General features: G+C 67.3%; 12 protein-coding genes. 8 read left to right on the plus strand and 4 right to left on the minus strand.

Features of this window, described 5'->3' with window-relative positions; all coding sequences use genetic code 11:
• Nucleotides 1–149: 149 nt before the first annotated feature.
• From RIN18_RS16655 to RIN18_RS16665, 3 genes are all read right to left on the minus strand, one after another.
• Nucleotides 150–770 (minus strand): hypothetical protein, encoded by a 621-nt coding sequence (locus RIN18_RS16655; RefSeq protein WP_309105110.1) that lies wholly within the window; start codon nucleotides 768–770, stop codon nucleotides 150–152.
• Nucleotides 763–1746, minus strand: coding sequence for a sugar-binding domain-containing protein (locus RIN18_RS16660; protein WP_309105111.1), 984 nt, complete (start codon nucleotides 1744–1746; stop codon nucleotides 763–765). The genes RIN18_RS16655 and RIN18_RS16660 overlap by 8 nt, the downstream gene beginning before the upstream one ends.
• Before the next feature lie 75 nt (nucleotides 1747–1821).
• The gene (locus tag RIN18_RS16665; protein ID WP_309105112.1) at nucleotides 1822–2751 is read right to left on the minus strand and encodes an AraC family transcriptional regulator; all 930 of its coding nucleotides are present in this window, start codon (nucleotides 2749–2751) and stop codon (nucleotides 1822–1824) included.
• A gap of 294 nt (nucleotides 2752–3045) precedes the next feature.
• Here RIN18_RS16665 and RIN18_RS16670 point away from each other — a divergent pair, with 294 nt between their 5' ends.
• The 8 genes from RIN18_RS16670 (at nucleotide 3046) to RIN18_RS16705 (ending at nucleotide 11365) form a co-directional block, all read left to right on the plus strand.
• A complete protein-coding gene (locus RIN18_RS16670; RefSeq protein WP_309105113.1) occupies nucleotides 3046–3708 on the plus strand; it encodes an SIS domain-containing protein in 663 nt (220 codons plus the stop codon).
• On the plus strand, nucleotides 3701–5158 hold the full coding sequence (gene xylB, locus RIN18_RS16675; RefSeq protein ID WP_309105114.1) for a xylulokinase: 1458 nt from the start codon (nucleotides 3701–3703) through the stop codon (nucleotides 5156–5158). The genes RIN18_RS16670 and xylB overlap by 8 nt, the downstream gene beginning before the upstream one ends.
• 75 nt (nucleotides 5159–5233) lie before the next feature.
• Nucleotides 5234–6295, plus strand: coding sequence for an NAD(P)-dependent alcohol dehydrogenase (locus tag RIN18_RS16680; protein ID WP_309105115.1), 1062 nt, complete (start codon nucleotides 5234–5236; stop codon nucleotides 6293–6295).
• Complete coding sequence (locus tag RIN18_RS16685) at nucleotides 6288–7787, plus strand: sugar ABC transporter ATP-binding protein (protein ID WP_309105116.1); 1500 nt, start codon at nucleotides 6288–6290, stop codon at nucleotides 7785–7787. The genes RIN18_RS16680 and RIN18_RS16685 overlap by 8 nt, the downstream gene beginning before the upstream one ends.
• The gene (locus RIN18_RS16690; RefSeq protein WP_309105117.1) at nucleotides 7784–8824 is read left to right on the plus strand and encodes an ABC transporter permease; all 1041 of its coding nucleotides are present in this window, start codon (nucleotides 7784–7786) and stop codon (nucleotides 8822–8824) included. The genes RIN18_RS16685 and RIN18_RS16690 overlap by 4 nt, the downstream gene beginning before the upstream one ends.
• 37 nt (nucleotides 8825–8861) lie before the next feature.
• Nucleotides 8862–9872, plus strand: coding sequence for a sugar ABC transporter substrate-binding protein (locus tag RIN18_RS16695; protein ID WP_309105118.1), 1011 nt, complete (start codon nucleotides 8862–8864; stop codon nucleotides 9870–9872).
• Nucleotides 9873–9953: 81 nt separating this feature from the next.
• Nucleotides 9954–10559 (plus strand): nucleoside/nucleotide kinase family protein, encoded by a 606-nt coding sequence (locus RIN18_RS16700; protein ID WP_309105119.1) that lies wholly within the window; start codon nucleotides 9954–9956, stop codon nucleotides 10557–10559.
• A 38-nt stretch (nucleotides 10560–10597) separates the two neighbouring features.
• On the plus strand, nucleotides 10598–11365 hold the full coding sequence (locus tag RIN18_RS16705; RefSeq protein WP_309105120.1) for a glucose 1-dehydrogenase: 768 nt from the start codon (nucleotides 10598–10600) through the stop codon (nucleotides 11363–11365).
• A 213-nt stretch (nucleotides 11366–11578) separates the two neighbouring features.
• Here the strand turns inward: RIN18_RS16705 and RIN18_RS16710 are convergent.
• A partial coding sequence (locus RIN18_RS16710; protein ID WP_309105121.1) for a GNAT family N-acetyltransferase occupies nucleotides 11579–11922 on the minus strand: 344 nt, incomplete at its 5' end.

The following is an 11922-nucleotide window of genomic DNA, read 5'->3' on the forward strand; positions in this document are numbered from 1 at the left end:
ACGCGTCGCAGGACGCGGTCACGTGGACCGGGTTCTGGGTGTTCATCGCCTCGCTGGTCGTGGTCGCCGCCGGCTGGATCGCCGCGCGTCCGCTCGTGCTGGCGCCGATCGCGAGGGTGTTCGGCACCGTCTCCGGGCGCTGACCTTCGCTAACGTGAATCACCCAGGACGTCGGCCCAGCGAGACTCGCCGTCGTAGAGGAAGAGGTCGGTGCCGACGACGGCCCAGTCCAGGCCCGCTTCGATGGCGCGTGCGACGTACTGCCGCTGGAATCCGCCGTCCAGTCCGATGCGCCGTTCCGGTGAGGCGTCGCGGAGCGCGCAGATCTTGTCGAAGACCGCCTCATCGAGCGTGCTCCCCGCCTGTCCCGGAGTGATTGACATGCACAGCACCGGGACGTCCGCCGGGGCGGCCGAAGCCGGCGTCCCGGGGGAGAGGGCGAGGCCCGGCGTCGCCCCGCGTCGGATTACCCGGTCGAGCGCCTCGGCCCAGTTGTCGCTCTCGGCGTGCACGACCACGAGGTCGCAGAAGTCCGTCCACGGGTCGACCTCGCCGGCGGAGTCGGTGGCCATGATGTGCGCCTCCGACACCAGCCCGCCCGACCCTGCGATCTCGGCCGCCCGGGCAGCGGTGAATCCGCCCGCACGGGCGAAGCGGCCATCGGTCATGTCCCAATGCAGTCGCCGGAGACCGGCAGCAGCCAGCCGCTCGACGGAGGCGCGCTGCTGCGCGGGTGGGACGGACCACAGGGATCCGGCGATCTCAAGCACGCGCGTCCCCGAGGATCGCGAGGGCGAGTTCATGATCGGTCACCAGCTCGGTGATGAGTCCTGCCCTCGCCACGGTCCGGATGGCTCGGGCCTTCGATGCCCCGCCGGCCACGGCGATGACCCGGGGGACATTGCGGAGCTGATCGTAGAAGATCGCGATGCTCCGCTTCTGCAGATCGGTGTCGACCGGCTGCCCCTCGCCGGTGATGAGGATGCCCGCGATGTCTGCGACGCATCCGCCGGAGATCGCGGCCGCGAGATCGTCGATCGCCAGGACGTCGCGCACCTGCGTGTCCGGCGGCTCCCAGGAGCCCACGGACAGCAGGGCCGTGGTGACCCGGGGGAACAGCGCCATCGCGGCGTGGATGTCCGGATGCTTGCGCAGGCCCTCCGCAGTCTCCACGTCCTGCACGAACAGCGGCGCGAAGATCGGGTGCACGTCTCCGCCGGACTTCGCCGAGGTGTGCCGGACGACCTCGATCGGCGAGGCGGCGAGGTCGCCGGCGACGAACCCTGTGAGCTGCACCACGGACAGCCGAGGGAGGTACTCGAGCTGCTGAGCGGTCGCGGTGAGCGTCCGGCCCCAGGAGACGCCGAGCACCTCGTTCTCGCGAAGAGTGCTGCTGAGCAGCGTGGCCGCGGAAGCGCCGATCTGCTGACGCGCGGAATCGCCGTCGCCGAAGGTGCGGATGACGTCGCAGTGCTCCAGGCCCAGCTCGCTCTTCAGCCGTTCGGCCAGCACCGGGTCCGGCAGTCCGCTGTCATTGATCCGGATGCTGACGATGCCCTCTTCGCGGGCCCGCGTCAGGAGACGGGACACCTTGAAACGAGACATGCCGAGCATCTCCGCGATCTCCGTGCGCGACAGCTCGTCGATGTAGTGGGCGCGCGCGATCGCCGCCAGCACACCGCGGTCGCCCTCGATCATGCGGCCGACCTCGTTCGCCTTCGCTTCGAACTCACCTGTCCCAGACATTCGCCGCCCTCCACACCACATCTTATGCTCACCCGTGAGCATCCGTGAGAATCAATGCTCATTCGAGCGGCCATGTCAGGCGGTGCCGTCGTTCTCGCGCGTCCGGTACCCGGTCGGGGTGAATCCCGTATCCGCGGCGAACTGGCGGTTGAAGTTGGACAGGTTCCGGTAGCCGACCGCCTGCGCGATGGTGGCGACGGCGGTCGTGGTGCTGTCCAGGAGCTTGCAGGCGTGCGCGATGCGCAGTCTGCGCACGATGTCGGTGAAGGTGTGGCCGCTGGCCCGTTTGAAGTACCGGGAGAACGCGGACTCCGACATGCCGATCATCCGGGCGGCTGTGGACAGCCGGACGTCGTCGCTGATGTTGGTGAAGATGTACTCGAGGGTGCGGTTGACGACGTCGGCGGATGCCGGATCGGCATCCGCCGGGATCCACTCGTTCGCGATGTAGCGACGATCCTCGTCCGGCGCGGTGGCGAGCGTGCCGAGGAGTGCCAGGGTGCTGACGAGGCGGTCCGTGCCGGTCCCCGCACCCACTTCAGTGAGCAGGGCGGCGCCGCGCGCGGCCGTCTCGCCGAGGAACTCGATGCCGCGGGTGGACTGCGCGAGCATCGGCCGCAGTTCGATGAGTTCCGGCATCAGGGCGATGCACGATCGGATCCAGCGGTCGTGGAACTGAAGAACCGTGTAGTGTCCAGGGATCTCGCCGTCACTGCGCTGGTCGACGATCCAGTGATGCGGCAGCTCTGGCCCGACGAGGACCAGGTTCCCCTCGTCGAAGCTGCCGACCTGATCGCCGACGATGAACCGGCCGGTTCCCTGATTCACTAGATGGATCTCGTACTCGGGGTGGAAGTTCCAGCGGGCGAAGGGGCCGGGGTCGTCGTGGTGGTGCCACCGGGTCGAGTAGCGGGGATCCTGCGGGATCACCTCGCGCGCTGCGGGCAGGGATATGAACTTCTCGGCCGGCGTCGTACGCGCGCCGGGCGCCTGCGAGTTGTCCACTGGACCTCCAAGGAGCGGGCCGTGAGCTTCCGCCCGGGCGGCATCTGCGCAAGAAAGTATCAGAGATGGGCGGCAAGTGCTCTAGTCGAGGATCTCTGCGGGCCGTAATTTTCTTGAGAGCCCATCACTGCGGATGCTCAGATGTGCAGAACGGTCAAGAATTGGTCACGGATGATCAAACGCCGTTCACGACGGAGAGTAACCCGAGCTACGCTCGCATGTACATATCTGGGTCAATATCGTGCACATATGAGCGCACATTCGACCGGAAGCCAGAACGACGAGGAGTAACGCGTGAGTGTCGATGACGACATCCTGAAGGTCGCATCCGAGCGGCTGAACGCCGAGGCAGATGCCGTTCGTGCACTGATTCCTACGCTGGACGCCTCGTTCATCCGAGCCGCTTCGCTGCTCGTGTCCTGCCGTGGAAAGGTCCTCATCGGCGGCTCCGGGACATCGGGGACAGTAGCGCGTCGGATGGCCCATGTCTTCTCGGTGTCCGGGACTCCTTCGCTCTTCCTCTCGCCCATGGACAGCCTGCACGGCGCCTCGGGGGCGATCACCCCGGACGATACTGTTCTGCTCATCTCGAACGGCGGCGCGTCGGACGAGGTCATCAAGGCGGCGCGCATCGCAGCCCGGCGCGGAGCGGCGGTCATCGCACTGACGCGCAGCCACGAGACCCCCCTCGCGCGGATAGCGGACCACAGCTGCGTGGTCGCCGTAGACCGCCGTGCGGAGCTGGGCGGGGTCATCGCCACCGGCGTCACGCTCGCACAGTCCGCTTGGGGCGACGCGCTCGCCGAGGTGCTCATGCGCGGCCGCGGATACACCTGGGCCGAGTTCATGTCGACGCACCCCGCAGGCGCGGTCGGCCAGCTCGACGAGCTTCCGCGAGACTTCGCGCCGCTGTCGATCCCCGCCCTCGACGATCGGAAGGAGACGCAGCATGACTGATGTCGTGATCGGCGTCGACAGTTCGACCCAGTCCTGCACCGTCGAGGTGCGCGATCTCACCACCGGAGCGCTGCTCGCGACCGGACGATCCCCGCACCCCGTCACACACCCGCCGGTGAGCGAACAGCATCCGGACGACTGGTGGCAGGCGCTGGTCGGCGCCGTGCGCCAGGCGATGGCCGGACTCGATGTCCGCGTCAAGGGCATCAGCGTCGGCGCGCAGTGCCACGGGCTCGTCGTGCTGGATGAGCGGGGCGAGGTCATCCGGTCGGCCAAGCTCTGGAACGACACGACCTCTGCGGAGTACGCGAGCGAGTTCGTTCAGCGCTTCGGGACCGCCTGGTGGGCAGAGCAGATCGGCGTCGTGCCATCGGCCGCCATCACCATCACGAAGCTCGCCTGGCTCCGCGACAACGAGCCCGAGCATTTCGCGAGGATGCGCCGGATCGCGCTGCCCCACGACTGGCTCACGCTCCGTCTCAGCGGACGGCATGTCACCGACCGCTCTGATGCCTCGGGCACCGGGTTCTTCTCCGCTGACACGCTGACCTGGCGCACCGACATCCTGCGCGATGTCATCGGCGACCGCGAGTGGGAGCCGATGCTCCCGACCGTCCTCGGACCCGATGAGGCCGCAGGCTCGCTCACGGCGGAGGCCGCGGCGGAACTGGGCATTGACGAGCGCGCGGTCATCGGCGCCGGCGGCGGAGACCAGCACCTCGCGGCCCAGGGCATCGGCCTCGGTCGCGGCGACGTCGCCTACAGCCTCGGGACTTCTGGCGTCGTGTTCGCGACCACCCCCGATCCTGTGATCGATCGCACCGGAGCCATCGACGGCGTGGCCAACGTCACCGGCGGCTACCTGCCGCTGGTGTGCACCCTGAACTCGACGAAGGTGACCGACGTCATGGGCCGGTGGCTCGGCGTCGATCACGCCGAGCTCAGCCGCCTGGCGCTGTCGGCGCCGCTAAGCACCGAGCGGCCGGTGATGGCCGCCTATCTCGACGGCGAGCGCTCGCCGCGCCTCCCCTGGGCGCGCGGCATGCTCGCCGGTCTCAGCACCGAGACCAGTCGCGAGCAGCTCGCGCTCGCCGCCTTCGAGGGCGTGGCGCTCGGACTCGTGCGGGGCGAGCGCCGCTTCGCCGCCAACGGCATCGCCGTCGACGGCAGGACGATCCTTCTCGGCGGGGGCGCGCGGGCCGAGGCCAATCGCCAGATCATCGCGGACCTCACCGGACGTCCGGCCGTCATGGTCGACGCCCCGGAGGGCACCGCCCGTGGCGCGGCGATCCAGGCAGCCGCCGTCGCCAGAGGGCTGAGCGTCTCCGAGGTCACGCGCGACTGGGCGCCGGCCGTCACCTCGACGACCGAGCCGCGAGCGGACCGCACCGGCATTTGGGACCGATACGAGCGCCTGGCCGACCTCCAGTCGGCAGGCGAGAGCTTCTAGACGGCACCCGCCAGTCCCTTCGATCGAGGGTCACCTCGATCGTTCATGCAACAGGAAGAACAGAAAGAGGAGAGCATGACCGACATTCCGTCGACGATGACCGCAAGCGTGCTCCGCGGCATCAAGGACGTCGTTCTCGAGAAGCGACCCGTACCCGTGCCTGCCGCCGATGAGGTGCTGATCAAGGTGCTCAGCGTGGGCGTCTGCGGGTCCGACGTCCACTACTACGCGCACGGCCGGATCGGCGACTACGTCGTCGAATCCCCGCTCATCCTAGGCCACGAACTCAGCGGCATGATCGTCGCCGTGGGTGACGACGTCGACCCCGCCCGGATCGGCCGGCGCGTCGCCGTCGAGCCGCAGCGACCGTGTCGTCGTTGCGACTACTGCCGCAGCGGGGCCTACAACCTGTGCCCGGACATGGAGTTCTACGCGACGCCGCCGATCGACGGCGCCTTCTGCGAGTACGTCGTCATCCAGGATGACTTCGCCTACGACGTCCCGGATGAGATCAGCGACCACGCTGCAGCACTCATGGAGCCGCTGTCGGTAGGCATCGCCGCCGCGCAGAAGGGCGGCATCAAGGTCGGCGACACGGTGCTCATCGCCGGCGGCGGGCCGATCGGCGTGATCGCGGCCCAGGTCGCCCGTGCGTTCGGCGCGGTCGACGTCGTCGTGGCGGACATTGATGCCGGCCGTCGCGAGCTCGTCTCGCGCTACGGCGTGCGCGTCGTCGACCCGATGACGCAGTCGACGCTCGACCTCAAGGCGCATGTCTTCATCGACGCCTCCGGCGCCACTCCGGCGATCCTCAACGGCATCCGCTCGGTGCGCTCCGGTGGCACCGTCGTGCTCGTCGGCAGCGCAGACGAGATCCCGCTGTCGGTTCCCGAGGTCGCGATGCGCGAGCTCAACGTCACCGGGATCTTCCGGTACACGGGCACCTGGCCCATCGCCCGCGCCCTTCTCGAGTCCGGCGCCGTCGAGGTCGACTCGCTGGTCACACACGTCTACGGGATCGAGCAAGCGGAGGAGGCGCTCTCCGGCGAGGGCGCGCCCGGCGGCCTGAAGCGCATCGTCCTCCCCGGCGTCGCCAGGGCCGAGGTCACCGAGGTGGCTGGTGCGGCTCATGACTGAATCGCTGCTGTCGGTCCGGGGCGTGTCGAAATCGTTCCCCGGAGTGAAGGCGCTCGACGACGTCTCGTTCGACGTCCGGCCGGGAACCCTGCACGCACTGTGCGGGGAGAACGGCGCGGGCAAGTCGACGCTGATGAAGATCATCAACGGCATCTATCAGCCCGACGCCGGCGAGATCAGCATCCGCGGCGAGGAGGTGCGCATCAAGAACCCGATCGAGGCGCGCGCCAACGGCATCGCGATGATCGCGCAGGAGCTCAACTACGTCCCGGAGATGACGATCGCGGAGAGCTTCTTCCTCGGCCGGCTGCCGATGAAGTTCGGCAAAGTCGACTGGCGGTATATCAAGAAGGAGGCCAAGCGCATCCTGAAGGAGGAGGGCCTCGACTTCTCAATCAACCGCCGGCTGAGCACCCTCACCGTCTCCGAGATCCAGACGCTCGAGATCGTCCGCGCCGTCTACCACAGTGCCGACGTGCTGATCATGGACGAGCCGACGTCGGCGATCGCGCACAAGGAGGTCGAGTCGCTGTTCGCGAAGATCCGCGATCTGCGTGCGCAGGGGAAGTCGATCATCTACATCTCGCACAAGATGGACGAGGTCTTCGAACTCGCGGACGACATCAGTGTCCTGCGCGACGGCACCGTCGTCAGCACGCAGCGGGCGGCGGACATCACCCCCGCCCAGGTCATCTCGGAGATGGTCGGTCGCGACCTCGACCACCAGTCGTACCCCAAGGAGAAGGTCGAGATCGGTGGGACCGTCTTCAAGGCGACCGGTCTGTCTTCCGAGCAGATGTTCGAGGACATCGACCTCGAGATCAAGGCGGGCGAGATCGTCGGTCTCGCCGGTCTCATCGGCGCCGGGCGCAGCGAGGTCATCCGGGCGGTGTTCGGTCTCGACAAGCTCGACAAGGGCTCGATCGAGGTGGACACCAAGCCGGTGGTCATCAAGAACCCCACCCAGGCCATCAAGGTCGGCGTCGCGATGCTCTCCGAAGACCGGCGCCTGGTCGGGATCGTCCCGCAGCTGAGCATCATGAAGAACGCGACCCTGGCGAGCCTCAAGAAGGTCATCCGCGGCGGATACACCCACCACCGTGAGGAGGAGAAGCTCGTCGCCGAGTACTTCAAGAAGATGAACGTCAAGGCTCCAGGGCTGCAGACGCGCATCGCGAACCTCAGTGGCGGGAACCAGCAGAAGGTGCTGCTGGCGCGCTGGCTCATCGCCGACCCCAAAGTGATGCTGCTCGACGAGCCCACGCGCGGAGTCGACGTGGGCGCCAAGTTCGAGATCTACAAGATCATGACCGAGCTGGCCAAGCAGGGCCGCGGCATCCTCATGATCTCCTCCGAGCTGCCGGAGCTGATCGGCATGTGCGATCGCATCTACGTGATGTCGGCCGGCCGGCTCACCGCAGAACTGACGCCCGATCAGTTCTCGCAGGAAACCATCCTCAAGTACGCCATGAATGAAATCGAGGTGGCATGACAATGCTGTCCAAGCTGAAATCCTTCGAAGCGAGCCGCTATTCCATCTTCATCATCCTGCTGGTGGTGGTCGTAGCGGCGAGCTTCCTCAGCCCCAACTTCCTGTCCAGCGACAACATCTTCAACGTGCTGCGGCAGGTCGCGGTGATCACGATACTCGCCTACGGGGCGATGACCCTGATCATTGGCGGAATGATCGACCTCTCCGCCGGCGCCGTAATGGCCTTCGCCGGCGTCGTGTCGGTGATGGTCTACAAGTCGAGCGGCAACATGCTGATCGCGATCCTCGCGGCGGTCGCCGTCGGCGTGATCTGCAACCTGATCAACGGGTTCCTGGTCGCGACCCTCCGCACGCCGGCCTTCATTGTCACTCTCGGAATGATGCTGATGGCCCGAGGCGCCGTGCTCGAGCTCACGCAGGGCCAGAACATCCTGCAGCTCGGGGACTTCATCCTCATCGGCCAGGGCAACCTCGGCTGGATGCCGATCCCGGTGCTCATCCTGATCGTGGTCACCGTCGTCATCTGGTACCTCATGAACCAGAGCCGCTACGGTCGCGCCGTCTACGCGGTCGGCGGCAACGAAGAAGCCGCGCGTGCTGCCGGCATCGCCGTCGAGCGGGTGAAGTACCAGGCGTTCCTCGTCAACGGCGTACTGGTCGGCATCGCAGGCGTGATCTTCATGTCCCGTGTGAACGCCGGCCTTCCCAACGCCGGTGTCGGCTACGAGCTGCAGGCGATCACCGCTCCGATCATCGGCGGCACCAGCTTCTCCGGCGGCGTCGGCACCGTGCTGGGCACCCTCGCCGGTGCGCTCATCGTCGGCGTCCTGGGCAACATCATGAACCTCATCGGGATCGGCTCGTACATCCAGCAGATCGTGATGGGTCTCATCATCGTCGTCGCCGTCGCCTACGACGTCTTCAGCAAGCGCGGGAAGGCGAAGACCGCGATCCTCAAGTCCGACGCGAAGGGCGAGGTGCTGGCCGCTCGCTTCGACAGATCGGCCGCGGCATCCGCCGACCGGCAGAAGCACTGACCCCATCCATCATCCGAACACCACGAAGGAGAGCACAATGAAGACTCTTACCCGCAGGATCATCGCCCTCGGCGTCGCCGCCGCGGCAGCCATCAGCCTCGCAGGCTGCGCCGTCACCACCGGAAACCCCGGTTCCGGCGGCGGCTCGGAAGAGCGCGCACCCAAGGACGAGTACCGCGTCGCGTACATCGCGCGCGCCCAGGTCGACTCGTTCGCCGCATGGCTGGCCAACGAGATGAAGGCCGAGGCGGAGAACTACGATGACATCACCCTCGAGGTCTTCGACGGCCAGGCCGACGACGAGATCGAGAACAAGATGATCGAGAACGCGATCGCCAACAAGTTCGACGCCATCATCATCCAGGCCAACAACGGCGAAGCGCAGCGGCCGTACATCGAGCAGGCGGTCGCCGCCGGGATCGTCACGATCACGACCAACCCGCGCGTCGACGACATCGAAGGCGCCTCCTCCGTCGACGCCAGCCCCTACGACCAGGGTGCTGTCGTGGCACAGCTCGCGCTCGAGCAGATCCCGGAGAACGCCAAGGTCGTCGTCCTGAACGGCCCCGGCGGCAACTTCCACAGCACCGAGCGCCGCGCCGCGTGGCAGAAGGAGTTCTTCGACGAGCGTCCCGACGTCACGATCGTCGAGGAGAACATCGCGAACTGGAACAAGGACGAGGCGCTCCGGCTGATGGAGGACTGGTCGCTGGCCAACTCGGAGATCGACGCGATCATCTCGATGAACGACAACATGGCGGCCGGTGCGCTCGAGGCCGTCAAGGGCAAGTCGAACTTCGACGGCATCCTCGCCTACGGCGTGGATGGAACCCCTGAGGCGACGCTGCTCATCCAGGAGGGCCAGATGACCGCGACGACGCTGCAGAGCGCTCGTGACCTCGCTGTGCTCAACCTCAAGGCCGTCCACGACCTGCTGACCGGTGCCGAGGACTCGGTGAACGTCGACATCGACAACCCGCTGATCACGACCGACAACGTGCAGGAGTACATCGACCTGTACAAGGAAGCCGGTCTGATCAAGAAGTAGTCCGGATGGCGGGGGCGGTGCGAGCCGCCCCCGCCGTTCCTCTCAGAACGTTCACCCATCAGAGCACCGGAAGGACAGCCCGTGCGCACCATCACACAGCGGGAAGCCGTCGTACGGGCGGAACTCCTCGCCGGAAGCCGCGCGGGCCGTCCCTTCGTGCTCGGTATCGTCGGTGCTCCGGGCGCGGGCAAATCGACCATCACGGAGTCCCTCGGGCATCCGGTATTGCCGATGGACGGCTACCACCTCGCCAACGATGAGCTGGACCGCCTCGGCCTCCGCGACCGCAAGGGGGCCCCGGAGACCTTCGACGTCTCGGGATTCGTCGCAGCCCTCGCCCGCATCCGAGCGGCAGAGGACGTCGACGCTCCGCTGTTCGACCGCAGCATCGACGCCTCGATCGCCGATGCCCTCCACCTTCCGGCGACAGCACCGCTGATCGTCACCGAAGGCAACTATCTGCTGCACGACGCCTCCGGCTGGGAGAAGGTCCGGCCGCTGCTCGACGAGGTGTGGTTCCTGGACATCGACGACGACATCCGCCGCGACCGCCTGATCATCCGCCAGCAGAGGTACGGCCGCAGCGTCGAAGAGGCAGCCGCCTGGACGGCATCCGTCGACGACCCCAACGCGGCGCTCGTGCAGGCGACGCGACACCGCGCCGACCTGCTCGTCAGCCGCGACTGACCGCAGTTCCCCATTCCTCAATCCAAAGGAGATCCACGATGACCGTTCTCGACAGGTTCGACCTCACCGGACGAGTCGCCCTCGTCACCGGCGCCACCCGCGGCCTCGGCCGTGCGTTCGTCACCGCGCTCGCCGAAGCCGGCGCCGACATCGTCGTCCACGGACGCGATCGCGATGCGGTGGCGGTTGTGGTCGCCGAGGTCGAAGCGCTCGGTCGCAAGGCCTACGCCGTGTTCGGCGACCTCACCGACCGCGCTGCCGTCGATGCGCTCGTCGCCGATGCGATCGGCCAGGCCGGTGCCGTCGACGTGCTCATCAACAACGCCGGCGCCTGCATCCACCGCCCGGCGCTGGAGGTGCCGGACGACGAGTGGGCGCACGTCATCGACACGAACGTGACGGCCCTCTGGTACATGTCGCAGGCCGTCGGTGCGCACATGGTCGAGCGCGGACGCGGGAACATCGTCAACATCGGCTCGATCTCGGGTCTGATCGTGAACCGTCCCCAGATGCAGCCGGCTTACAACGCCTCGAAGGCGGCCGTCCACCAGCTGACGAAGTCGCTGGCGGCCGAATGGGCGCCGAGCGGCGTGCGCGTGAACGCGCTCGCCCCGGGCTACATCAAGACCGACATGTCGCCGGTCGACGAACCGCGCTTCCAGCGCTACTGGATCGAGGACGCCCCGCAGCAGCGCTACGCCACGCCGGATGAGCTGGGGCCGGCGATCGTGTTCCTCGCATCGGACGCGGCGAGCTTCATGTCGGGAACCGTCCTCGTCGTGGACGGTGGATACACGCTCTATTGAAGCGAGCATGGGCATGGACTGGGGGCTTCGAGTACGTGTTTTCCTGAGTCTTCTGATGAATCAGCAACACCGGCCCCTGGTACGCGTCGACACCCCGCGCTGCGGAGGTTCGCAGACCGGGGTGTCGGCGGGCGCTGAGCGCGTTTCGTCTCCGTCGGCTGCGCCGCCGTCGCTCAACGACCGGGTTGCGCTCGCGCGCAGCCCGACCGGGGCTCAGCGGACGAAGCGGACCTCGGTGAGCGTCTCGCCCAGGAACGGCTCGGTGTGCTTGGCGCCGTCGAGATGGAACCCGTTGCGCGTGTAGAACCGGTGCGCTCGCGGGTTGTCCTCGGCGACCCACAGGTACAGCGGCTCGTCCTTCTCGACCGCGGCGTCGAACAGGCGCTGGCCGATCCCGGTGCCGTGGAACGCGTCGAGCAGATAGATGAAATACAGCTCGCGGAAGGCGGGGGCGTCCTTGTCGCGGGCAGGTCCCGAGCCGACGAAGCCGACGATCTCACCGTCGACGAGGGCGGCGCTCATCTTGAAGTCCGGGCCCTGAGCGGCCCAGTGCGTCC

The sequence above is a fragment of the Microbacterium sp. genome, assembly GCF_031179285.1.
Taxonomy (GTDB): domain Bacteria; phylum Actinomycetota; class Actinomycetes; order Actinomycetales; family Microbacteriaceae; genus Microbacterium.

Excerpts from the sequence above, each read along its gene's own strand:
- RIN18_RS16660 (WP_309105111.1), bottom strand. The coding sequence starts at position 1,746 with ATGTCTGGGACAGGTGAGTTCGAAGCGAAGGCGAACGAGGTCGGCCGC.
- xylB (WP_309105114.1), top strand. The coding sequence starts at position 3,701 with ATGACTGATGTCGTGATCGGCGTCGACAGTTCGACCCAGTCCTGCACC.
- RIN18_RS16680 (WP_309105115.1), top strand. The coding sequence starts at position 5,234 with ATGACCGACATTCCGTCGACGATGACCGCAAGCGTGCTCCGCGGCATC.
- RIN18_RS16685 (WP_309105116.1), top strand. The coding sequence starts at position 6,288 with ATGACTGAATCGCTGCTGTCGGTCCGGGGCGTGTCGAAATCGTTCCCC.
- RIN18_RS16690 (WP_309105117.1), top strand. The coding sequence starts at position 7,784 with ATGACAATGCTGTCCAAGCTGAAATCCTTCGAAGCGAGCCGCTATTCC.
- RIN18_RS16695 (WP_309105118.1), top strand. The coding sequence starts at position 8,862 with ATGAAGACTCTTACCCGCAGGATCATCGCCCTCGGCGTCGCCGCCGCG.
- RIN18_RS16705 (WP_309105120.1), top strand. The coding sequence starts at position 10,598 with ATGACCGTTCTCGACAGGTTCGACCTCACCGGACGAGTCGCCCTCGTC.